General features: G+C 40.5%; 26 protein-coding genes and 1 other RNA gene. 12 read left to right on the forward strand and 15 right to left on the reverse strand.

Annotation, left to right across the window (positions count from 1 at the left end; all coding sequences use genetic code 11):
- Positions 1-144: 144 nt before the first annotated feature.
- The 4 genes from AC0VYT_RS10195 to AC0VYT_RS10210 form a co-directional block, all read right to left on the reverse strand.
- On the reverse strand, positions 145-1,386 hold the full coding sequence (locus AC0VYT_RS10195; protein ID WP_005019151.1) for an FAD-dependent monooxygenase: 1,242 nt from the start codon (positions 1,384-1,386) through the stop codon (positions 145-147).
- The gene (gene ubiH, locus AC0VYT_RS10200; RefSeq protein ID WP_005019150.1) at positions 1,383-2,591 is read right to left on the reverse strand and encodes a 2-octaprenyl-6-methoxyphenyl hydroxylase; all 1,209 of its coding nucleotides are present in this window, start codon (positions 2,589-2,591) and stop codon (positions 1,383-1,385) included. Before ubiH ends, AC0VYT_RS10195 begins: the two co-directional genes overlap by 4 nt.
- A 24-nt stretch (positions 2,592-2,615) precedes the next feature.
- A complete protein-coding gene (gene pepP / locus AC0VYT_RS10205) occupies positions 2,616-3,941 on the reverse strand; it encodes a Xaa-Pro aminopeptidase (RefSeq protein WP_034430512.1) in 1,326 nt (441 codons plus the stop codon).
- 71 nt (positions 3,942-4,012) lie between these two features.
- A complete protein-coding gene (locus tag AC0VYT_RS10210; protein ID WP_005019146.1) occupies positions 4,013-4,642 on the reverse strand; it encodes a UPF0149 family protein in 630 nt (209 codons plus the stop codon).
- A 64-nt stretch (positions 4,643-4,706) separates the two neighbouring features.
- Here AC0VYT_RS10210 and AC0VYT_RS10215 point away from each other — a divergent pair, with 64 nt between their 5' ends.
- The 6 genes from AC0VYT_RS10215 (at position 4,707) to AC0VYT_RS10240 (ending at position 9,068) form a co-directional block, all read left to right on the forward strand.
- Positions 4,707-5,267: a hypothetical protein gene (locus AC0VYT_RS10215; protein WP_005019144.1), complete on the forward strand. Its 561-nt coding sequence runs from the start codon at positions 4,707-4,709 to the stop codon at positions 5,265-5,267.
- Complete coding sequence (locus AC0VYT_RS10220) at positions 5,264-5,548, forward strand: cell division protein ZapA (RefSeq protein ID WP_005019143.1); 285 nt, start codon at positions 5,264-5,266, stop codon at positions 5,546-5,548. Before AC0VYT_RS10215 ends, AC0VYT_RS10220 begins: the two co-directional genes overlap by 4 nt.
- Before the next feature lie 101 nt (positions 5,549-5,649).
- A non-coding RNA gene (ssrS, locus tag AC0VYT_RS10225) (6S RNA) lies at positions 5,650-5,833 on the forward strand.
- A gap of 151 nt (positions 5,834-5,984) precedes the next feature.
- Positions 5,985-7,337, forward strand: a complete 1,353-nt coding sequence (locus AC0VYT_RS10230; protein WP_034684345.1) for a tyrosine-type recombinase/integrase — start codon at positions 5,985-5,987, stop codon at positions 7,335-7,337.
- Between the two features lie 4 nt (positions 7,338-7,341).
- Positions 7,342-8,100, forward strand: coding sequence for a hypothetical protein (locus AC0VYT_RS10235; protein WP_034684343.1), 759 nt, complete (start codon positions 7,342-7,344; stop codon positions 8,098-8,100).
- A 149-nt stretch (positions 8,101-8,249) separates the two neighbouring features.
- Positions 8,250-9,068, forward strand: a complete 819-nt coding sequence (locus AC0VYT_RS10240) for a hypothetical protein (protein ID WP_248130353.1) — start codon at positions 8,250-8,252, stop codon at positions 9,066-9,068.
- A 24-nt stretch (positions 9,069-9,092) separates the two neighbouring features.
- Here AC0VYT_RS10240 and AC0VYT_RS10245 read toward each other — a convergent pair whose 3' ends face one another.
- Entirely contained in the window at positions 9,093-9,368 is a 276-nt protein-coding gene (locus AC0VYT_RS10245) for a hypothetical protein (RefSeq protein ID WP_248130354.1), read from the reverse strand.
- An 80-nt stretch (positions 9,369-9,448) separates the two neighbouring features.
- Between AC0VYT_RS10245 and AC0VYT_RS10250 the strand changes: the two genes are divergently transcribed.
- Positions 9,449-9,652: an excalibur calcium-binding domain-containing protein gene (locus AC0VYT_RS10250; protein ID WP_144745115.1), complete on the forward strand. Its 204-nt coding sequence runs from the start codon at positions 9,449-9,451 to the stop codon at positions 9,650-9,652.
- 552 nt (positions 9,653-10,204) lie between these two features.
- Here the strand turns inward: AC0VYT_RS10250 and AC0VYT_RS10255 are convergent.
- Positions 10,205-10,759, reverse strand: coding sequence for an XRE family transcriptional regulator (locus AC0VYT_RS10255; protein ID WP_215898233.1), 555 nt, complete (start codon positions 10,757-10,759; stop codon positions 10,205-10,207).
- Positions 10,760-10,844: 85 nt separating this feature from the next.
- Between AC0VYT_RS10255 and AC0VYT_RS10260 the strand changes: the two genes are divergently transcribed.
- The 5 genes from AC0VYT_RS10260 (at position 10,845) to AC0VYT_RS10280 (ending at position 14,271) form a co-directional block, all read left to right on the forward strand.
- Positions 10,845-11,747: a DMT family transporter gene (locus AC0VYT_RS10260; protein ID WP_017400997.1), complete on the forward strand. Its 903-nt coding sequence runs from the start codon at positions 10,845-10,847 to the stop codon at positions 11,745-11,747.
- Positions 11,748-11,903: 156 nt separating this feature from the next.
- A complete protein-coding gene (locus AC0VYT_RS10265; protein ID WP_034675294.1) occupies positions 11,904-12,518 on the forward strand; it encodes a LexA family protein in 615 nt (204 codons plus the stop codon).
- 11 nt (positions 12,519-12,529) lie between these two features.
- Entirely contained in the window at positions 12,530-13,828 is a 1,299-nt protein-coding gene (locus AC0VYT_RS10270) for a Y-family DNA polymerase (RefSeq protein ID WP_034684863.1), read from the forward strand.
- Positions 13,829-13,843: 15 nt separating this feature from the next.
- On the forward strand, positions 13,844-14,086 hold the full coding sequence (locus tag AC0VYT_RS10275; RefSeq protein WP_052024208.1) for a hypothetical protein: 243 nt from the start codon (positions 13,844-13,846) through the stop codon (positions 14,084-14,086).
- A gap of 14 nt (positions 14,087-14,100) precedes the next feature.
- A complete protein-coding gene (locus AC0VYT_RS10280; RefSeq protein ID WP_171072027.1) occupies positions 14,101-14,271 on the forward strand; it encodes a hypothetical protein in 171 nt (56 codons plus the stop codon).
- A 44-nt stretch (positions 14,272-14,315) separates the two neighbouring features.
- Here the strand turns inward: AC0VYT_RS10280 and AC0VYT_RS10285 are convergent, their stop codons facing one another.
- From AC0VYT_RS10285 to AC0VYT_RS10325, 9 genes are all read right to left on the reverse strand, one after another.
- Positions 14,316-14,612 (reverse strand): ubiquitination-like system serine protease family protein, encoded by a 297-nt coding sequence (locus AC0VYT_RS10285; protein ID WP_034684865.1) that lies wholly within the window; start codon positions 14,610-14,612, stop codon positions 14,316-14,318.
- Positions 14,609-15,358, reverse strand: coding sequence for an N-acetylmuramoyl-L-alanine amidase (locus AC0VYT_RS10290; RefSeq protein WP_034684868.1), 750 nt, complete (start codon positions 15,356-15,358; stop codon positions 14,609-14,611). Before AC0VYT_RS10290 ends, AC0VYT_RS10285 begins: the two co-directional genes overlap by 4 nt.
- A gap of 13 nt (positions 15,359-15,371) precedes the next feature.
- Positions 15,372-15,770: a hypothetical protein gene (locus tag AC0VYT_RS10295; protein WP_005406115.1), complete on the reverse strand. Its 399-nt coding sequence runs from the start codon at positions 15,768-15,770 to the stop codon at positions 15,372-15,374.
- Positions 15,771-15,836: 66 nt separating this feature from the next.
- Positions 15,837-16,067 (reverse strand): hypothetical protein, encoded by a 231-nt coding sequence (locus tag AC0VYT_RS10300; RefSeq protein WP_034675300.1) that lies wholly within the window; start codon positions 16,065-16,067, stop codon positions 15,837-15,839.
- Positions 16,060-18,366, reverse strand: a complete 2,307-nt coding sequence (locus AC0VYT_RS10305; RefSeq protein ID WP_476496676.1) for a hypothetical protein — start codon at positions 18,364-18,366, stop codon at positions 16,060-16,062. The genes AC0VYT_RS10300 and AC0VYT_RS10305 overlap by 8 nt, the downstream gene beginning before the upstream one ends.
- Positions 18,367-18,398: 32 nt before the next feature.
- Complete coding sequence (locus AC0VYT_RS10310; protein ID WP_476496657.1) at positions 18,399-18,785, reverse strand: hypothetical protein; 387 nt, start codon at positions 18,783-18,785, stop codon at positions 18,399-18,401.
- Entirely contained in the window at positions 18,782-19,066 is a 285-nt protein-coding gene (locus AC0VYT_RS10315) for a carboxypeptidase regulatory-like domain-containing protein (RefSeq protein ID WP_248122979.1), read from the reverse strand. The genes AC0VYT_RS10310 and AC0VYT_RS10315 overlap by 4 nt, the downstream gene beginning before the upstream one ends.
- A complete protein-coding gene (locus tag AC0VYT_RS10320) occupies positions 19,063-20,328 on the reverse strand; it encodes a hypothetical protein (protein WP_476496658.1) in 1,266 nt (421 codons plus the stop codon). Before AC0VYT_RS10320 ends, AC0VYT_RS10315 begins: the two co-directional genes overlap by 4 nt.
- 53 nt (positions 20,329-20,381) lie before the next feature.
- Positions 20,382-21,998 (reverse strand): hypothetical protein, encoded by a 1,617-nt coding sequence (locus tag AC0VYT_RS10325; RefSeq protein WP_476496659.1) that lies wholly within the window; start codon positions 21,996-21,998, stop codon positions 20,382-20,384.

A 21,998-nucleotide genomic window follows, 5' to 3' on the forward strand; every position in this document is an offset into this window, starting at 1 on the left:
TGCCTATATTCCATGGTGAACCGTGGTAATTTAGGTTGGAATTTAGCAATCTCTAGCGAATTCGCAAAGAGCTAAAAGCAGGAAAAACGTATCTTTTTTAATCAAATTCGTAATCAATTATAAAAGAAATGCACGAAAGTGTTTTTATTCGCCAGTTTTACAATAACGTGTATCTTTTAAGTGAATCAGGCCACTAGCTTGCATCATAAAAAGATCTTTAATTAATGGCTGCTGATTAACCTGCTTTTTACCCAGATTTCGTGCCCATATCACTGGAAACAGCTCTCGGGTTTCAAGCCAGCCTAATACTGACATACCATGCATCATAGCTGCATTCTGTCCTTTACGGCGATGCTCATAACGTAGCAATGTCTGCTCATGTGCCCATACTCCCCGTCTAGCATCATGTAATAATGCATCACAAAGTATGGCAGCATCCAGACAACCAATATTTACTCCCTGACCGGCCAACGGATGGATCACGTGAGCAGCATCTCCTATTAACGCCAGCCCTTTTTTTACATAGCGCTGAGTGGAGCGCGCTTTTAAAGGAAAGCTAGCCCTTGAACGCACTATTTGAACTTCTCCCAGCATATGCTGACTTTCTTTAGTTAAAAGCCGGGCAAATTCTTCATCACTTAGAGCCAAATATTCATCGGCATAACCTTCTGGCAAAGTCCATACAATTGATTGCCAGTAGCCATATTCTTCAGGCTGTATACTGGCCATAGGCAGATAAGCCAGCGGGCCAGTGGGCAAAAAGATCTGGCGTGCTACGTGCTGATGTGGCTGGGCGGTTTTAATGGCACAGCTAACCGCTGATTGTTTGTAGTCCAGCACGTCCAGATCGATCATAGCCTGTTCACGTACAAATGACTGGGCACCGTCTGCCCCGATCAGTAACCGGGTATATACTGCTGAACCATCAGCAAGCTGTAGATGCCATCCATTTATACCCTGTTCAATGTGAGTGACTTTAATTTGGGTACGATAATCCTGTACATTTTCCAGCAATTTTTTCTGAATCGCAAGGTTGAGTATACTCGGCTCGACCATTGAGCCAAGCCACTGATCTTCTGGCGGAAAAGCTTGTAATTCATGGCCAAAAGCTATTTCGCCATAGCCATTTTTATTCCAGACCTGCATACCGGTATAGGGCATATGTCTGGCGATTTCTTTCCATACGCCTACTATTTTTAAAAGATGAATAGTCGCTTGACTCAGTGCCAATACCCTGGGATTTACTACAGGCAATACCTGCGCTTCTGCCAAGACCGGTGCCGCATCCAGTACAGTAGGCTGAACTCCACCTTGCGCCAATAATAATGCTGTTAGACCACCAACCAGACCGCCACCGACAATAACCACATCTAGAATTTCACTCATGCTTTTAGCCCCATTGCATAATTGGCTACTAGAGGTTTTATTCCCGGGACTATATCAAAAGCAATCAGACCGGTATTGCGTAGCAGTTTCAGAACCGGATTCTGATTACTAAAACCTCGTACTACCGAATCACAAAACTTGATGACCCGTTGCTGGTCGGTCAGGCGGGCCTGTTCATAAGCTTTTAGAACTTCTGGCTCACCCAGATCATCAGATACTGTCAGATGACTGCCGAGAAAACGCAACAAGACATCCGCATCACGCAGACACAGATTAAAGCCTTGACCGGCCACAGGATGGAGTGTATGTGCAGCATTGCCCATCAAAACTACCCGGCCAACTGCCTGTTTATGGGCCAGAACCTGTGACAATGGATAACTGAAGCGTTTTCCGGTCTTTTCAAATTTCCCTGCCCGGTCACCATAAGTCTGTTGTAAGGCATTTAAAAAATTCTGATCATTTTCTTCACCCAGCCACTCATGTTCAGTCCCCTTTTTGACTGGCCAGACCACAGAACGTCGATACTCACCCGGAAGTGGCAAGAGCGCCAACGGTCCTAAAGGACTAAAACGCTCAAAACCAACCTGACGGTGCGGTTTGGATGTCTGTACCGCGGTGACAATTGCCACCTGGTCATAATCATGCACATCTACACCAACACCCAAGGCCTGTCGGCAAAAAGAATCGCGGCCATCAGCAGCAATCACCAGTTTTGAAGTAAGTTGCAGTTCTTGACCTTCTCGTTCTGCCTCAATGTAGACCTGTTCTGTATCTTGAGTTAATGCCTTAACCTGTACTCCATCAATTAATTCTATCAAAGGTTGCTGGCGCACTTGAGTTAGAAGTACCCGTCCAAGCCAGGCATTCTCAATCACCTGTCCAAAGCTCTCAACATTTTCCTGCTCCGCTTTCAGACGAGCCTTACCAAAACTTCCCTGTTCTGTAATATGAACTTCCAGAATAGGTGTAGCATGCTGTTGAAGAGCCTCCCACAGCCCTAACTTCTGGTAAATCTGTACACTCCGGCGTGAAAGTGCCGTATTACGTGCATCAAAACTTGAGTGATAGGGAACACTTTCTGTATCGGTGTAGTCAGGGTAGCGAATAGCTTCGAGCAACTTGACTCTGATTTTGGCTTTAGCCAACATTAAAGCAAGACTTAAGCCGACCATCCCCCCACCAACAATAATCACTTGTTGCTGCATAACAGTTTCCTTATTTCTGGCAGATCAATGCTGGGCCTGAGCCATTAAATGTTCAATGTCTGTAACTGTTTTTACGACTTCAGCTGTTAAAATCAGTGGACCATGTTCTGTAGCCACTACATCGTCCTCAATGCGGATTCCAATACCCCGCCATTTTTTGTCTACGGTTTCATCGTCTGGAGCAATGTACAATCCGGGCTCAACAGTAACCACCATACCAGCTTCATAACTGCGCCACTCCCCATCTTTCTTATAAGACCCGACATCATGCACATCCATCCCCAACCAGTGGCCGGTACCATGCATATAGAACTGGCGGTAAGCTTCAGTTTCAATCAGTTCATCTACATTACCTTTTAAAAGTCCAAGTGCTGCCAGACCTTCTGTAAGGATACGAACTGCACGCTCATGCGGTTCACGGTAAGAATTCCCGATGCGTACTGCGTCAATAGCAGCCAGCTGAGCTTTTAATACAATTTCATACAAGACTTTCTGTTCAGGGCTAAATTTACCATTTACCGGAAATGTACGGGTAATATCAGAGGCATAATACTCATATTCACAAGCCGCATCGATCAATACCAGATCACCATCTTTAAGCGGCTGGTTATTTTCTACATAATGCAAAATACAGCCATTGGCTCCACCACCAACAATGCTGTTATAGGACGGTACGCAACCATGCTGGCCAAATACATAATTTAGCTCTGCTTCCAGAGCATACTCCATCATGCCCGGCCGTACCTGATGCATGGCACGAGTATGGGCCTGCGCACTAATTACAGATGCGGCTTGCATGATCTCAATTTCTTTGGCAGATTTGATCAGACGCATTTCATCTAAAATACGGTCCAGCTGTAAAATCTGTGATGGAGAACCATCGCCACGACGCTGCTGGGTATCAGCCTGCTTAATCCATTGACTGACCCGAGCATCAAATTCGGCATTGTGTCCAATACGATAGTACAGACGTGCTTTATTCAGCAACTTTTCAATAATCTTTTCATCAAGCAGATCAATCGCATAAGCTTCATCAGCTTCATAATCTTCAATTGCGCCATCAATACCAGCACGGTATCCATTCCAGATTTCCATTTCCCGGTTACGTTCACGGCAAAACAGGCTGTAAGTATAGTCATCTGCTGTCTCAAAGGTTTCAATGACTGCCACTGCTTCTGGTTCTGCAAACCCGGTCAGATAGTAAAAGCTGCTGTCGGCACGGAATTTATAGTCAGCATCCCGGTTACGGTAGGCGACCGGACTGGTGGCAATAATGGCGATACTGTTTGGCCCCATATGTACAGCCAGACAGTCGCGACGCTGTTGAAAGTCTTCTTGAGTCAGTTTTATCATGCTGGTAATCTTTAATTGTAAAGTATGGGATATAACACGGCTGGTATTAACCAAACACCAGGTCCGAGTTAACTCGGACGGTGCGGCGTAAACATTTCAACTACATTTTGGCTATCAGATAAGGCGGTCTTTTTAGCCTGAGCCTGAACATGTTGCAATAATGAGCTTTCTGAGACTGTAATTTTTTTACGTCCAATCGAAAGGCTAACCGGTATCAGACGTACAAACTCATATAACTCCTGATAGCTTTCCTCACCTTCTTCATCATCATCTGACTCTTCAAATTCAACTGCGGCTACATCCTGTAAGTGCTCAATCAGTTCTTTTTCGTCAGATCGAATATGTCCTGATGCAAGACCAAACCCCAGCACTACACCTGCACACCAGTCTGCCAGTGCCTGTACCCGATCAGCCAGCATATGCTCATCATCAGGCAGTAAAGGTAAATAGTCGAGTTCATCTTCTGACAGCGCATGAAATACATCTTCTGCTTCCTCTGCCAGCATGGCCAGTGCTTCATCACTTAAAGCAGGTACATGAAGAGTTGCGAGAATATTCATCCACTCATCTCGAGTAGGCGCCTCTGTAACACAAACTATACCTGTGAGTAAGCCATGTAACTCACTTGGGCTCGAAATTTCTTCAATTCCATTAAATTGTTGCTGCCAGTCTGTCCAACCTGAAATATCGTCTTGCATTCGCTTTTCCAATCTTTATACTGCTTATATATTACCTTTGATTGCAATTCTGTGCGACCTCGTTATGTTAGAAGAATTACAGCGTCTACAGGCGCATATTGGTGTTTTAAAAACACGGCTTCATCATCTTGAGAGTGAAAATAGTTCGCTCGTTCAAGCCAAAGAAGAGAGTGATCAGCATCATCACGCTCAAGTTGTGCAAAAAAATGGCATCATTACCCAAAAACAAGAAGAAATTGACCAGTTGACAGAAAAACTGGGCAGTGTAGAAAGTCAGTTCAAACAGCTTAATACAGATGCCACTGCTCTGGCAGATCGGTATAGCCGTCTAGAAAAAAGCTGTACTGACCTTAAAAATCGTTTTCAGGAAATTTTAAGCGAACGGAATGAACTCCGTGCGACTAAAGAGCAGTTACAGGCCCAGCAACGTCAGTCCCAGCAGGAAATACATGATCTTCAGCAGGAGCGTGAGCGGCTGCTTCAGAAAAACGAACTGGCTAAACACAAGGTAGAAGCCATTATTCAGCGTCTGGCCATTTTAGGAACCAGTCAGGATCAGCATGCGCAGGAAATCCAGCAGCTTGCCCACCCAAACACGGATATGAGTGAGGAGTCTTCGACATGAGTGAACCGGTAATGGTTGAACTGCGTCTGATTGAACAGACTTTCCGGCTGGCAACTACTGCGGACAAAAAGGAAGAACTGGAGCGTGCCGGGCAATTGTTAAATGAAAAATTTCATGAAATACGCCGTAATGCGCCACGGACTGAACATAACAAACTGGTTATTATGGTAGCGCTTTCCCTAATGCAGGAAGTACTCACTTTAAATAAATCACTTCAGGAATATGCACACTGTGAACGTTTGCTGAGTACTATTATGCAAGATGTCGAGAAAATTGTCTGACATATACATGATTACGTATAAATACTCGTCAATTGAAAATTAACTTTACACTCCTAAAAGTTTATTCAATTGCCATCAGCTTCAGATCAGTTATACTTAACTTGTCTCTGAGATGTTCGCCAGCGAGTCTATTCCCCTGAGCCGATATCATCACTTTAGGATTGCGTTCTGCATATTTAGAGTGTATGCCTGCCCTGAGCAGGAAACCCAGCAAGTATGCGTCGCGTCCACCTTGAACTTTAGGGTTCAAGGGTAACGACATGCAGCGGCATCACCGGAGACACCAATTTCTTATAATAACAACAAGTTACGCCTTTAAAGATAATTTATAAAATAGACTTTTTCTCAATACCTTCAAAAAATAGACTTCTAATAGACCCTAGAAAAATTGCTGTGTATTGTTATATATTGCTCTGTACTGCTAAGGGGTCAACACATGCCACACGAAAAACTCACCAAGACCTTTATTGACTCTATTCCTCTATCACCAGAAAAACAGGTTTTTTACCGGGATACAGTTACGACAGGCTTTGGTATTTGTGTAGGTGGTGTAAAAAGCTACTTTGTTGAAAAGAAAATGCCTAATGGTAAAGCTAAGCGAAAAATAATAGGAAAGCATGGTGTTTATACTTTAGAGCAAGCTCGTACCATAGCTAAAGATTTACTGCTCAACATGGACAAAGGTATAGATCCGGTTGCCCAGAAGAGAAATATCAAGCAGCAGTCTATTTATGAAGAAAGTCTATTTAAGAAAATTCCCACTGTTAGCGAAGCCTTTGAGAATTATAAAAAGAATAAAACTCTGGCCAAAGATTCAATTACTGCATATACGAAGTGTACTAACAGTTATCTTGCAGACTGGAAAGATTTAAAAATTAATGAAATCACTGAAAAGATGATTCATGCAAAACATAAATCGCTTTCAGACTCCAGTGTTGGCCATGCACAAGCGAACCTGGCAATGAAGTTCTTCTCTGCCCTATTCAATTATTCAAAAAAATACTACACCGATGATAAAGGTGAGAAGATCATTAAAGGCAATAATCCAGTCGCTGCACTATATGAGCTGAATGCATGGAATACGATTAAGCGTAGAAAAAATTATATTCGTTCAGATCAACGTGAAGATTGGGCCTATGCTGTTGCAACCACTACATGGGTAGGTCATCAAAATGATGATATGTATGCTTATACAAACCAAGATTTTCTCTTCCTGATCGCTTTAACTGGCTTTCGTCGAAATGAAGCTGAAACGGCTGAATGGTCTAAAGTAGATCTAAAGTATGGAACTATTACCGTTACTGACACTAAAAACGGTGAGGATCTGATGCTGCCAATGGGTGAAACGCTTTGGTATATATTGAAGGAACGTAAAAAACGTTCTAACTCAAAATATATTTTCCCGGGGCGTGGTGAGGATTCCCATTTAACAGATAGACGTGCAGCCAGAGAAAAGGTTATTGAAAATTCAGGTATTCAATTTACCTATCATGATTTACGCAGAACCTTCAGTTCGATAGCAAATAGTCTGGCCATTGGTAGCTACACTATCAAAAGGCTAATTAATCATACTGTAGAGGATAATTCTAATGATGTAACGGATGGCTATGTTCAAGTTTCATTTGAAGATCTACAAAAAGCAATGAATATGATTGAGAACGTTATTCTGTCAGATAAAGTTAAAAAACTTATAAAAAACAGAATATATTTTGAGAAGGGTAAAAGAAGAAATTTTGCTGAAGATTGGGAAAATAATATTAAAAAGTTGAATCAGGATCAAATTATATAAAATTATGGCTAACAAAATATCTTTAATAGCTGCACTGGTGATTACCTATCTTGTTCTTTTAATGATAGGTTTTTTAATCTATACCTTGATCATTACACCAGTCCAAGGTGCAGATATTACTAACGCAATAGTTGGTATTTTAGGCTGGACAGCTACTCTTTATGCTCCAGTCGCTGCTTTATTTTTACTTAATAATTGGAAAGAGCAAGTTAAGCATGATAAAGCTTTAGATTGTCTAACCCAAGCAATGAATATTATTAATTTAATTCATCAAACAATGTATGGATTAAAATCAAAGAATAGATCTGAAGAAATAATTACTAATTTCGAAGTACTTGATGACATTAAATTTAATATTTATATGGATAATCTGATAGATGAATATAAGATTGAAAATCAAAAAATATTTATACTTTATAATCAGCTAAGCTGTTCTCTTAACCAATTTAAGTTAATAACTGCTACTGAAGAAGAAAGTTTTGAATATATATTGAGTAGTTACTTTAAAATAAATTGGTACTTAGACCGTTTTATTAAAGAATTTTTAGACTTTTTTGTTCAAGTACAACAAAAAAAAACTAGTTTAGATGAGTTAAAATTTAATAATATTTATTTAGCGAGAAAGCTTCAAATTGATTTATGTATGGATCCAGATATACAAAAGAATCAAGATGGCTCATATTTATTCATGACTTCTTATGATTTAAAAATAACTAAAGAAGAATCTTTTAAAATACTAAATAAAATAAGAAAAAAATTATAATTTCAAAAATCATTTAACCCTTAGAGTAATGCCAAGAATGAAAACATGGGACCAGTTTTATATTGAAAGTATTTTAAAATACGCTAAACCTTGGAATAAATATCCGTTTTGGGCTCTTGAATATAATCCTCATGTGAAGGCGGAAAAGATTGAAATTAATTAAAGATTTATTCTTAGATATTAGAACTTTGAAAAATACAAAATCTGTAAGAATGCTATTAATAGTTTTTATTATTACATTCATTACGACTATCTTTATTTTTCTATTTTTAAGATTTTTTTATCTTCAAGATCAAGCTTTAGACAAGACATTATCTATTTTCAGTGGAATAACTACACTCTCAGCAGCAGCAATTGCAGCTTTCTTGTTTAATGACTGGAAAATACAATATGACTATACAGAAAAAATTAGAATACTTTCAGAGATGCTAGATGTTACTGATCAAATTCAAAACTCTCTGGATGATGCAAGAACATTTCCTTTTATAAGTGAAATTATTTTTAAAAAAAATATTTCATCAAATTACAGTGAGATTATTGAAAATCAAAAATTAAAAATTAACAAATTATTCTTTTTAATTATCAAATTAGGTAAGCTTGAAGATAAAATATATCTACTTGATAATAAGAATAAATCCCCTATCTTTAAAATCAATGCAAATATTAATCCTCAAATTGAGTTATTGAATATACCAAGACGTCTATTTGAAGATATTAATATTTTAGAAGAAATGATACAGGATAGTTTTTCAGATAATGACAATACTATAAATATTGAATTAAGTGACAACTTAACAATTGAAATTTTCGGTAGACTTGAAAAAAAAGGTCTGTATTATTTGTATCTAAAATCGCATCGTAAGCTTGTAAATAACTTTAGTTATTATAATGATAAATATGATAAATTTTTAAATGAAATTGATGAATTAATTTTACAGTATCGAGATAAAATGGATCATAGATCTTAGAGATACATAAGATTAAAAAAGCCCTCACTTGGAGGGCTTTTTAAAATAACCTTCACATCCCTTCATGAAGGAGCCACTGACTTTAGAAAGTTCTGGGAACTCTGTAGTTGCTATTGAGCATTCCTCTTTAGACTTGAGCTGGTTGTCTCTTGCAAAGGTATAACCTTTATATTCTTCACTACCTTCTTTATACCCATTTAATATTTCAGGTTTGGACGCAATAGCTAGATAACTATAGAAAGCTATACCTACAACCAATATGGCTGAGAGCATTCCCCAGAAACCCTTTGAAATCTTCATTTTTATTCTTCTTTAGTTGAAAGCAGATAATTTACATAAAAGTTGTGATAAGTTTAAGAAAAAAATGACGGATGAATAAAATGAAATTCCTAATGATAGTTTTATTGGGGTTATCTACTACTTCTGCTTTCGCTGTAAAGTGCGCTGACTTTAAAACGCATAAAGAAGCACAAAACTATTTTAATGCTAAGAAACCTGGTTATAAGCGATTAGATCGGGATAAGGATGGTAGTGCTTGTGATTGTTTGCCGGGTGGGAACGGTACTCATTGTCCGAAAAAATGATCAGGTTAAAGCATGAATTTTATAAGTAATGAGTTTTATAGAGTTGTAGTTGTCTTTAGTACTCGCCCAAGTATTTATCTTGTACCTCTATTTTTCATAGTTTTTTGTCTAATCTTAAAAGGTTTTATGATTTCTCAATATACTACCTATTTTGAAACTCACTCTCAGGATATCTTTGCGTCGCTAGTCACTACAATCTATGAAAAACACATAGGTAAGATGGATAAAATTACCTTCTGGGGAACAATAATCCTCCTACTTTCCTTATATAAGAAATATCGAAAAAATATATTTTGATATTTAGCTCAAGTTAGAAAAAGTAAATTTTATAGAAAAAAATATAATATGGATCAATTTTACATTGAATACATGATCAAACGATCAAAACCTTACTATAAGAGTCCGGGCTGGGCACTTGCTTACAATCCTTGGTACTCAGAACAAGAGCAGCTGGAGTTTTATGAGGTTAATAGTATTTGCTAATCATCTAATAAGTTAAATCATTATTTATTAGCTACCTTTTTATAATAATATCGATTTATATTGGTAGAATTAATGAACAACATTTCTGATAAATTTCACTTTAGTATTACCCTTATTGTGATATGAATAAGAAGTAGAACTAGAAAAAATAAAGGATGAGCCACAATTTAAAAGCTTGAGTTGATCTTCAATTTTAATAGTCAACTCTCCTTCTACAATATATAGCATTTCTTTCCAGCCTTCTGCATCAGGTTCCGCTATATAAGAATCACCTGCTGCTAATGACCATAACCACATTTCTGTTTGTGTAATATTTTCTATTGTACCCACTAAGGTTGCATGGCTATCTTCATGGCTTCCTCGCCAAGCCAGAATATTCGTATAAGAATACTCTTCTTCCGCATATAGCGGACTAACTAAAGTACTGAAGCTAACATTTAACGCATTAGCTATAGCATCCAGTTTAGCTAAACTAATATTTACTTGATCTGCTTCTAAAGCAATTATGGTTCTTCTGCTTATACCTGCACGATCTGCAAGTTCTTTTTGGGTAAAGTTTACTTTCTCCCGAAAGAAGCGAATATTTTTTCCTAGAAACTCAAGAACATTATTCATATTAAAAATTCATAAATACTAATGTGCAATATATTGCACCACAAATAACAATAATGCAATAATAGTGCAATATATTGCACATTGGAAATTTTCAATGAATTTTAATCAATCTTTTAAAAATTTTATAGCTCCTGAAATTGTCCTTGTATTTGTTACCATGATCTGGGGAGGAACTTTCTTAGCAGTTCACTATATTCTCAACTACACTACTCCTATGTTTTTTGTAGGGTGCCGTTTTCTTATAGCTGGTTTTATCTTGTTATTTTTTACTTTTAAGCAATTAAAAAATATAAATAAAAATGATCTTATCGCAGGTATTCTAATAGGAGGTGTACTTGCATTTTCTTATGGTCTTCAAACTATAGGTTTAAAAACGATAACAAGTAGTGAGTCTGCATTTTTAACAGCATTATATATTCCTCTTGTTCCTATTTTAATCTGGATCTTTTATCGCAAGCTTCCTAATATTTTTATTTGGATTGGAGTCTTTTCTGCATTCATTGGTTTAATTCTATTAACAGGCAACAGTTTTAATGGTATTAACTTTAATTCAGGGCAAATTTATACTTTATTAAGTGCTATAGGAATAGCTCTAGAAATCATATTGATCAGTAAGTTTGCTGGTAAAGTTAACTTAAAAAGGGTCACTGTCATTCAGTTATTAGGTGCCTCAATTTTTTGTTTTCTTTTTATGCCTTTTGTTGGTGAAACAGAGCTTCCTGATATTTCTTGGCAGTTCATAGTAATAACAGTAGGACTAGGATTCGCTAGTACATTAATTCAGTTTTCTATGAACTGGGCACAGCGTACTGTTGATCCCTCTCGAGCTGCAATTATTTACGCAGGTGAACCTGTCTGGGCTGCAATATTTGGAAGATTAGCAGGAGAGCGTTTGCCGTTTTTAGCTATCATTGGAGGAGTCTTTGTCATTCTAGGGGTATTAATCAGTGAATTAAAACCTAAGACTAGAACAGTGAGAGATTCGATTGGTAATTAATATTATAAGAATATAAAAAGCCCTCACTTAGAGGACCCTTTTTATTCTTCATCAGAAATTCATAATTTTTTATTGAGTTTTATAAAACTCTCTGCGTATCCTATATATACAGTTTATTAAATTCCAAAAACGCCGCGTAGCGTAGGAGTTCACACCATGTCTAAGAAGTTGCCAATCTACTTCTCGGATGATGCCTGGTCATCTCTGCAGAAGATTATGGGCCCTGAGGGGAAACCCAGCCCAACCATTAATGCCATACTCGAACATATCAAACTACTTGATGAGCATGGCTTCAGACCGGTTACCGCCAGAACCAACCTTGATATCCCCATCGCATTAGAATCCATTCCCACGGGCTTCCCTTCACCAGCCCAAGATTACGTCGATAAAAGTATCGACCTTAATGAACACTTAATTTCTAACCCTAATGCCACATTCTTGAACGTGATCCGTACCAGTTCCATGGTGAATGCTGGACTTGAATATGGTGATGTCGTTATTGTTGACCGCAGTAAAGAGCCCAAGCATTGTAGTATTGTCGTTGCGCTAATTGATAATAAAGATCTAACAATAAAAAGATTAATGATTACGGCCAAAATGTCGAAGAGCGAACTGGCTGAACACTTTGGTGAAGATTACGACCCTTCCACTTTGCCTAAAGTCTGGCTTAAAGCTGAGAGTCCAGATTATCCTTGTATTTACCTCACAGATGGCCAGTCTTTTGAAGTGGTGGCTGTGGTTACCTGGAACTTAAAGAAACTTTCTGTCTAAGAAGAATAAGAATGAAAGCCTTAAATAAAGTTTTCGCGTTGGTCGACGTGAATAACTGTTACGTCAGCTGTGAGCGCGTATTTAATCCGAAGCTCAATGATGTACCAGTTATTGTACTGTCGAATAATGACGGATGTGCTGTAGCACGGAGCAATGAAGCGAAAAGCCTCGGCATTAAAATGGGTGTGCCATTATTTCAGATTCGGGACATAGTGCAAAAACACCAGGTGCAAGTACTATCTAGCAACTATGCAATGTATGCAGAAATGAGCCGCAGATTTCATGCGATTCTTGGTGGCTATGTGACTTCTGCAGAGCAAGAAATATATTCAATTGATGAGTGCTTTTTAGAGCTCAGTAGCTATGGCCATAAATTCGATTTAACGGATTACTCACAGAGTATGCGTGGCCGGATCTGGCAGTGGCTAGGTCTACCCGTTTGTGTTGGAATCGGCAGAACTAAAACCGAAGCTAAAATTGCCAATCATATTGCAAAAAAGAATAGCCAGTTTAATGGCGTGTGCAACCTGGTCAGCATGGACCCATGCAATAAAGAAAACTATTTATCTGCAGTAGAAGTTTCTGAAGTTTGGGGGGTTGGGCGGCAGTACGCTAAAAAGCTGCAGTTGATGGGAATTAATTCAGTACTGGATCTGGCGTGTACCGATCCTCACATTATGAAAAGTCTATTCTCAGTCGTTATGGCCAGAACTATAGCGGAGCTGCAAGGCTATTCATGCATTGAGATTGAACACACTCCACCCTCACGAAAACAAATTGTGGCCAGCCGTTCTTTCGGTGCACGTATTACTGAACTGGATGATCTGAAAGAAGCTATAGGCATGTATGCTCAAGATGCCTGTTCGAGACTACGTGAACAGGATCTGCTATGCGGCTGTATCATCGCATTCATTCAGTCGAATCCTTTTGATACTGATGTGCCCTTTTATAACAAGTCTACCTCTTACACGTTTCCTGAGCCTACTGACTCTGCACTGGATCTGGTGAAAGCCTCTACTGTTTTGCTCGGCCATATATTTAAAGCTGGGATTCAATATAAAAAATGCGGAGTAATTTTGACAGCATTAGAGCCAAAGAGCTGTCATACGTATGACCTGCTGACAGACATGGAAGAAATCGAGAGGAAGGAAAGTCTGATGCAAGCCATGGAGGGAGTACATCAAAAATATGGAAAGAAAAAAATTGCTGTTGGCAGTTGCTTCTTACCGAATCGTAATTGGTCAATGAGCAGAGATAAATTAAGTAAAAATCCCTTTCGATGGGATGAGCTGATGAGTATAGAACTTTAATTTTGGAGAATTATCGTGAAAGATAAAATAGATCAGTATTTACGCTTTAAAAGACTTTCTGATGAAGGTTTAACACAGCACCTTATACCTGAGCGTTTCATACCTGAGAAACCACCTGAACTGGAAGGCAAAGATGTTGTATATGTTTTTGACAGTGAAGATTCATTCAATCTCACTTATGATGAGCTGGTTGAGATCGTAAGGCAGGCCCGTTTATATGGTCCTGGATCAATACCAGTATTGGGAACAGTAGGTTAAATAAAGGATTGTATATGGATAAATATGATGTGTGTTTTTATCTTGATAATGAAAAATTGGATTTAGAACATATGGGTAAGTTTTATGCTTCAAGTGAAGAAGAAGCAGTTAAGACAGCCATACAAGAACTCAACCCCACCGAGAAAGGTTTTTTTACAGTAATGCTGTGGGGGAGTCCTGATTAGCTCAAAATTCTACTTAAGTGAAGCCCTCCCATGAGGGCTTATTATTAGAATTCCTCCACCGCTAATAAATTAACGGTTTGGCCTGCTAGTTTATGATGGCAATCAGGCAAAAATTGAATCTTCCCATCAGTAATAAATGAGTGGCATTGGCTAGGATGTCCTTGATTTACCATCAATGAAGGTGTGAATGTTGGAGCACTTAGATTCCCATTAAACCCCCATCGAATCCGGTGTTGTTCGCCAACATGGATAGGATGTAATACTTTACATCCCGGGCACTCAATGAAATAAATACCATTTGATTCCAGTAAAATATTACTTACTTTCTTGAATTCACTCATTGACTAGCCTCGTACTCGATGAGTACATCAGCAACTGCTTTTGCAGCTAACCAGTAACGAGCATTAAAACGGGATATCTCATCCTCATTACTAATAAAGCCTAACTCTACAATTAATCCACCATTGTTAATAAAGCCTAGTTTCCCACGTGCTGACTGACTTTGATCAATCCAGCCTTCATTCCCTCGTAAACGTGAACCTAGAGCTGAAGCTACAGCCTTTGATAAATCCTGAGCAAGCTTCTTGTCTTTCGGTAGCGCAATAGTCTCAACCCCATTCGCCTGACTAGATCCAGCGGCATTTAAGTGAAATTCTACTGCAACAGAAGAACCCTTAATTAACTTGATGGCTGAAGCCAATGGATTATTAGTGGTACCCACACCATCCGTTTTAATACTAATACCGGAGCTCTTTAAGTAATAAGCTACTGCATTACGAAAGTTAGTTACCAGTTCGGCTTCTTTAAATTTGCCACTAACTGCACCCGGATCAACATTGGAATGGCCGGCTGTCACAGTGACAAAACCTAAAGGTTGGTTCTGGTTTAGATTTGGCTGGGCAATCTTACGACCAATCCACGCCAAAGCAGGAATTACGAAGTTAATAATCAGTAGCTGATATTCAACAGGGATAATCTGATAATCCAGGGCCCACTGCAGAATTAAAACTAACAGTGATAAAAAAGCTCCCAGAAGAGGGAGCTTAACAGATAGATATTTTGTGACGTTTTCGGGTATAAATTTCATGGTTGATTCTCGTTTAATAGGTTAGTTTTTTCTGTTGGTCAATTTGATTTCGCATTGCAGCCAGATCTGTATCCATGCGGATCTGTTTAGATTCAGCGATTGCCATTTTTTGATTCAATAGCGCATTATCTTTTTCAAGCGATCTATTGCCTTGAAAGACATATCCACCAAAAGCAACAAGAGCAGCAAGAGCGGTACCTCCAAGTCCTTTTGCAAAGGTAAGGCCACCCTTGGCCTGGTTCATATCTGCCTGAAGTAAATCAATATCACGTCGGTTTGCTACTGCTTGTGACCGATAATATTCATCGCGTTCTGACAAGCGAATCACGTTGTTATTCAGCTCGCCCATTTCTTGCCGGAGTTGATCGAGCTTTTTCTCGACTCTTACTCCATAAGTCTCACTATCAGGCATATAGCCTCCTCATTTCTTAGATATAAAAAAAGCACCCCGTAGGGTGCTTAAACTGTTTTAGCTTTCTTAAATTTCTATCTGTATGACCCTGCCTTCAGGCGCTGGGCGCTTGATCTCGTTGTTAGATACAAATACCCGGGTACCGGTGGAGTATTTGGTACTGCTGGTGCACAGAACCAATCCGCTACCATCGACCACTAAAACCTTATAATTGGGATGATCTGCTGAGGTAATCTGTCCAATAAACTCCGGGGCCTTGGGTAATAAGTCGATTAAACGTTGTAATGGATTACTCACGATTGATGCTCTCCACTTTAATACTCTGGTTAATCACCGCATGATTGAATGATACGTTGACCCCATCAATGATGCCCCACCATTCAGCATTAAATGCGACTAGCTCACCAGGTGCACATTCGCTCACATCCGGACCAATCGGCATCACCAGATTGTGGGTTTCGATCATACCGGCTTTAGCAAGTGCTGACTTGCCATAAGACCCCATGCTCTCAACGGTAAACAGTGGACTGTTCGCTGTTTCCAGCAACGTATCACCTGCAGTGCCGGTACGCTTGATCTGGCCACTTAAGCCAGAGCGGTCATTAGTTAACGTGATACCGTTATAATCAGGATAAGGCTCATAATCGGTAGACTGTTCTGTGACCAAGCTTTCAGGGATCAGCCGGTCATATTCTTCAACCGTGATTGAATCCCAGAATGTTTTTTTGTACTTGGGCTTTATAGTGATGGTATTGCTGCCCTTCTCGCTGTAGACAAAGCCACCTGCAGACTCGGCTATCATTTTGATCACCGCAATGGGGGTCATGTTTGAATAGCTCAAGCTGCCCGCTGGAACAATCCAGCTCAGCTCATCGATCAGCTCCCACTTCAGTGTTGTTGAGCTATTCACCCGATCCAGTTCAGCCTGACAGAGCTGTCTTGCTGTGCGTTCATTCTCCTGGGTAAATGAGCGTGTCGGTGCATAGGGAGCGTCCAGTAAAGCGGACTGGCTGCGGCCATTCAGTGTATAAGTGATTTCGGCAAATCGACGTGAGCGACTACGGTTTTCAAGCAGCATGTGGTGCTCGATACCATTCACCATAACTCTTAAAATCACAGGCTGACCATTAACCGGTTCGAGCTTTGATATTTCAGACGCGGGTACGCTCAGGCTATATGACCAACACCAGCGGCTGCGATCTGTGCTGTAACTGCCATCATAGACCAAAATGTTCTGGCCATTGTCCAGACGGCTTACGGATAATTCATTCACGATATACCACCAGTTTTTTGGCGGCAGTCCTGGAATACAGTCATCCGCGCCAAAGTTTAAAATAAGGTTATGTGGATCTGGCTCACTGCACAAGCAAGTAAAGTTCAGATCAGAACTGCCCACGTATTCAGGAAGCTCAGGCTGTGGCCAGGGTTGAACCGGATGCTTGCGGTAATGAATGGCTTTGGCTTTATCCCAGGCAATGCTACTGGTCGTGATCAGTTCAAGACCTTTATCCCATACAAAGGTAAAATGCTTTTCAAAGACGTGAGCTACTTGATGCGAATAGGTAAAGTTTCGGCGCTTCCGTACCAGCTCCTCCCAATCTGTAATACGGTTGATCCTGAGCTTGTTGCCCTCTTCAAATACCAAGGTTCGAGTTTTAGCTAATCGCTTATTCTCCTGCCAGACGAAATCAGCAGAGCTGACCAGCCCGGTACTTTCTTCATGCTGTAACTGAACCGAACGATACAGCAAGGCAGCCTTTTCAAAGCCAAGTAATGCCTGATTACTCAGGCTTAAACTGTGCTCAAAATAAAAGGCGCTGTGATGCGCCCGTAATACCGGTTTAGCCCAAGGGATTTCAATTACACTTAAACAAGGCAAAGCTCCCTGATAAGTTGCAGTCAAATAAGCCTGAATACCCTGGATAAAGTTGATATCGAAAACTGCTTCAATCCCAGTTTTGAAACTGGTATCCGGAACTGAATCAATAACACATCGATTTTCGCTATAGCCGGTCTGCAGCTCAAAACTAAAACCTGTATCCAGAACAGTATTAAGCTCTGCATCAAGATCAAGATTTTCTTTAAACTCGGCAGCAAGTTCGAGTGTAAATTGTGTTTCCAGCCGGGTATCAATACTGATTGCAACAACATCACTGTCCCAGCCGAAATTTAATTCAGTTGAACCGGTCCATGGCTGGGTGAAGTCCAGCACAATGCCAGGATCGACAGGCTGTTCCGGCTCCTGATCAGCAAAGAGAGTCATTGCTTCAACGATAAAAGCAGTCTCTAAAACTGAATCTACTTTCCCAACCAGATCTGCCTCGGATAAGGCTAGAGCCGTTAGCTCAACATTAATTTCCGTGTCTAATACCGTATCTATAACTACAGTATTACTGCCACTCTCTGCATAGATGGCACCCACTTCAAATGAAAACTCAGTCTCAAGTACCTTATCGATTACTGTCGAAACGTCGTCCCCAAAATTAAGACCGGTGCTCCCATCGGCCTGATGTTCAAAGTTAAGAACAATGTGATGGCTGTCAGTATTGTCCGCTTTAAATTCCAGATTTAAATTGTGGGCATCCGTGGTCCCCAGCTTATTTTTAAAATCCACATGAGCACCTCAGATTACGGTTTTAACTTGATAGATTGAATCGTTAAAGTGCCACCGATGACCAGATTAGTATTGGCCAGGCTAATATCTGTCCCTATAGTCAGATCAGCTGCAGCTTCCCCGGCACCGTTATAGATCCGCGCCCAGCTTGCCGTACCTGCTTTAATGACCGTTGCTGTAACAGAGGGTTGTAGTTCAACATGGGTGGCTGTTACTTCCTTGATACAGGGCTCTGGCAGAGTCACCGTGACCAGCATCTTGGATGTATCGGCAGCAGCAGCCGGACTTTCTGGCTGCTCACCTTCATAAAAAATAATGGTAGCACTCTGGCTACCGTTATCTAAAAAGCTGGCAAAGGCCTGAATCATGGCAAGCTTTGCCTTAACTGATGTTTTACTCATTTTGGCACCACGTTATCTTGAATGACTGCGTTGTATTTAAGGTCAGGGTCCTGTGATGTCACAAAAAACTTATGCTCACCTGATATATTAGTGAATCCATAAAATCCATTAGTATTGCTGAGTGTGCTTGCCACTATTAATCCCGATATTCGTTCATGCAAGTGCACATTCGCGCGAGCAGGGATCCCAATTTTATATATCACCCCTGAGATGGTTTTTGGATTTTTAATAGAAAAACCTAGCGCAATTGGAGCTTTTATTGGTATTAAATTAATAATCATCTTTTCCCCAAGCTAAAGAAAATTTGCGCCTTTGTTGATGCGCCTCTTATATACGCTTCGCGAGCAATAAAAACTTCATCATCCACAACAAATGCTTCTCTGTCTGTAAAATCTGATACTTGTGCAGCATTTTTTAAGATCGGTAAACATCCCCTCAAAACACTATTGCTTTCGAGTACAAAAACAGGGAAAAGCATAAAGCCACCTTGTGAATCTTTATTAGCAATGCTGTTGATTGTTGCTGATATTGTTGAAAACGGGTTTGAATACGTTTTTGCAGTAGATGATAAGGATGGGTTTGATGAACCTCGATGAATCAAAACACTGTTATTTGGGGCTGTTTTCGACAGGCCTGTAAAATCATCTTTAGCTGTACCATCCGTTTCCAATGCTGTTGCATACTGTAAAGTACAAGATAAAAAATTATTAGCATTATCACTATTTAAAAATGATGTAAATGACCCGAATCCGTAAACAAGCCCAGGTACAAGCAAATTAAATGACGGTATGATGTAAAAAAAATCATCATTACCCACCAGCATCCAATTTCGATTGCCTGCTGATGGTATTGTGCTGTCGGGGTATAGTGTGTTTTGTAGTTGAGCACTTGCATAATACCATTTTGCCCAACCATTAATGGCTGTTGTTCCTGAGCCTGTTCCTACCCAATTTTTGTCAGGCGCAGCAGCATCAAATGGTGCCTGAACACCGAGCATCATATCAATGCCCGTCATATCTTCAACAATTCCGACTTTCGCATATTTTGCGTAGGACGTACTGTAAGCAGGATCAGGCTCATCAACGACACGTAAAAACGGACGGCTTGGTAAAAGCGTATTGGTTGAGCGATAAGCAGCCTTACCGCCACCACTTGCATTAATGCTTGAAAATGGTTTCTCCCAACCAAGTGGCGGTAATGATGCTGTGATTGTGCCGGTGGCAGTTGCTACGCTTGGCGCAGCGGCTAGATCGAATGTCACACTCTGTGCATTCGGCACAGTTAAAATTCGATGCTCACCATTAAACTCTGACTGCGTTGCCCCTGTGATTTTAATCACTTGGTATTGCATTAAATTATGTGAAGAGCTGAATAATACAGTGACTGTTGTGCCTAATACTGTAAGGGATGACACTGTACCAATATTGATGCCATTTACCAAACAGGCATCCAGCACATTAATCATTGAGCCATAAGCATTTTGCAATTGTGGTGCATTGTTGTTGGTGTGCACATAAAACTTAATATCTGTACTTGCGACCATTTTTATTTACTCATTAAAAAGACCGCTTAACACGGCCATGTTTGATTTAAGTGTTAAACCATGCGGTCAATGTCACCGCGCAGCATGATTTGAAACTGATCTGACATCACATTCGGTTCGGACTGCTTTACGGTGCGAATCACCCAAACCGGGAAGGTTGCAGCCACTGTGTTAAAGCGCAGTACATTGCCACTCACCCAGCCCTGTCCCCAGCCTTCCTTTTTCACTACAAAATATGGCACTCCAGTGACCGGATTGATCGGTGCAAAGTCCGTATTCACAGTGCCTGTTCCAATCTGTCCCGAATATTCCCCGATACAGCGAAAGTTTATCGCATCAGTAAACACCAGCGCCCAGCGTTCCTGAATTGCCCCTTTGTTGGTGACTCCAATCGGATATAAGGCATCATTATAATTAGCTGAAAGTTTCCCACCGCTTGCTTCATTTGACCAGACACTATTCCATGACTGCTGTACAAATTTACCGGTAGAGCGGGCCTGCATATCACCAATCACTAGTGCTGAGCCAACAATCGTGTTCTCAGCATCGTAGTTATGCGTTAAAGGTTTGGTGAAGGTTAGCTGGCCATTGATCTGCACATCACGGATCAGCAGCATGTCCTGATAGCGATATTTCATCGTCAATGGTGCGGTCAGTGCATTTAACGCAAAGTCACCACCCAGCGTAAACTTGCCATAGTCATAATCCACGCTGTACATATCAAATGGCACTTTTACGCCATCTGCATCTTCAAGCTCGGCCCATGAAATGCGCTGATCCGGTAATTCATAAATCTGGCCAGCCACATGATCCGGTAGCTCAAAGGTTTTACTAGAGCTGACAATAGCAATATCACCGACCCGGTAAATCGGTACCCGGCCATCTAGTGGTAAACGGGTGGCAGATAGTCCCAGAATCTCGGCATCCAGCGGGATGTAGGTATAAGCCACCGCGTTATAACGTACAGTCTCCGGCGCAACCCAGACCGGTATATTGATGTACCTTTTACCGGCTTCCTCATACTCGAGCAGAACGTCATACCAGTCCTGCTCTTCAATTCCTGTACGATTACTTTCAGTAATTTCAGTCTTGGTATAAAAAAACAGATCCACAAAACCGGTATCGTAATTAATCTGGCCATGTGCACGGCTGGTTTCAATGATGCCATCGTCATCAGCACGTAGTGTGAGCTGCCCAAAGTCCAGTGTGGCTACGACGACTGTTAATGATCCGGGACGCAGCGGACTGACTGGCGTTCTAAAGCTGATACGGTTGACCGGCGGCATATCTGTAGTTGTAGTGAGAGACTGTAGTGTCAGGCGGTTATCGGTATTTGGTGTCCAGCTGTCGATTTCAATCTTACCGGTACCATACTGAATACTGCCAGAACTGGTGCCACTGTTATTGGCTGGATTTACATTACGCACTAGAGTACCGGTACGGTCCAGATAGGTATCCGTACCTAGCATAAAACGCACCGCGCCGGAGAGAATCTGCTCATCAAAGCCCCGGGTCAGATCAAAGCGTAGCTTGTCACCGGTAACCTGTTTAACCCCGGCACTTACGCCCGAAGTATCCCTGTAACGGGCTTCAATAGATGTACTGGCATAAGCGCCCAGCTGCACCACTTCTTCCCTGATGTTGGAAGTGGTCGGTAAATAAAATGACAT

Source organism: Acinetobacter sp. QJM3NY_42 (assembly GCF_056173745.1).

Bases quoted from the DNA above. Each gene is read 5' to 3' on its own strand.
- AC0VYT_RS10195 (WP_005019151.1), bottom strand. From the start codon at position 1,386: ATGAGTGAAATTCTAGATGTGGTTATTGTCGGTGGCGGTCTGGTTGGT.
- ubiH (WP_005019150.1), bottom strand. From the start codon at position 2,591: ATGCAGCAACAAGTGATTATTGTTGGTGGGGGGATGGTCGGCTTAAGT.
- AC0VYT_RS10210 (WP_005019146.1), bottom strand. From the start codon at position 4,642: ATGCAAGACGATATTTCAGGTTGGACAGACTGGCAGCAACAATTTAAT.
- AC0VYT_RS10215 (WP_005019144.1), top strand. From the start codon at position 4,707: ATGTTAGAAGAATTACAGCGTCTACAGGCGCATATTGGTGTTTTAAAA.
- AC0VYT_RS10220 (WP_005019143.1), top strand. From the start codon at position 5,264: ATGAGTGAACCGGTAATGGTTGAACTGCGTCTGATTGAACAGACTTTC.
- AC0VYT_RS10230 (WP_034684345.1), top strand. From the start codon at position 5,985: ATGCCACACGAAAAACTCACCAAGACCTTTATTGACTCTATTCCTCTA.
- AC0VYT_RS10235 (WP_034684343.1), top strand. From the start codon at position 7,342: ATGGCTAACAAAATATCTTTAATAGCTGCACTGGTGATTACCTATCTT.
- AC0VYT_RS10245 (WP_248130354.1), bottom strand. From the start codon at position 9,368: ATGAAGATTTCAAAGGGTTTCTGGGGAATGCTCTCAGCCATATTGGTT.
- AC0VYT_RS10250 (WP_144745115.1), top strand. From the start codon at position 9,449: ATGAAATTCCTAATGATAGTTTTATTGGGGTTATCTACTACTTCTGCT.
- AC0VYT_RS10260 (WP_017400997.1), top strand. From the start codon at position 10,845: ATGAATTTTAATCAATCTTTTAAAAATTTTATAGCTCCTGAAATTGTC.
- AC0VYT_RS10265 (WP_034675294.1), top strand. From the start codon at position 11,904: ATGTCTAAGAAGTTGCCAATCTACTTCTCGGATGATGCCTGGTCATCT.
- AC0VYT_RS10270 (WP_034684863.1), top strand. From the start codon at position 12,530: ATGAAAGCCTTAAATAAAGTTTTCGCGTTGGTCGACGTGAATAACTGT.
- AC0VYT_RS10280 (WP_171072027.1), top strand. From the start codon at position 14,101: ATGGATAAATATGATGTGTGTTTTTATCTTGATAATGAAAAATTGGAT.
- AC0VYT_RS10285 (WP_034684865.1), bottom strand. From the start codon at position 14,612: ATGAGTGAATTCAAGAAAGTAAGTAATATTTTACTGGAATCAAATGGT.
- AC0VYT_RS10290 (WP_034684868.1), bottom strand. From the start codon at position 15,358: ATGAAATTTATACCCGAAAACGTCACAAAATATCTATCTGTTAAGCTC.
- AC0VYT_RS10295 (WP_005406115.1), bottom strand. From the start codon at position 15,770: ATGCCTGATAGTGAGACTTATGGAGTAAGAGTCGAGAAAAAGCTCGAT.
- AC0VYT_RS10310 (WP_476496657.1), bottom strand. From the start codon at position 18,785: ATGAGTAAAACATCAGTTAAGGCAAAGCTTGCCATGATTCAGGCCTTT.
- AC0VYT_RS10315 (WP_248122979.1), bottom strand. From the start codon at position 19,066: ATGATTATTAATTTAATACCAATAAAAGCTCCAATTGCGCTAGGTTTT.
- AC0VYT_RS10320 (WP_476496658.1), bottom strand. From the start codon at position 20,328: ATGGTCGCAAGTACAGATATTAAGTTTTATGTGCACACCAACAACAAT.
- AC0VYT_RS10325 (WP_476496659.1), bottom strand. From the start codon at position 21,998: ATGTCATTTTATTTACCGACCACTTCCAACATCAGGGAAGAAGTGGTG.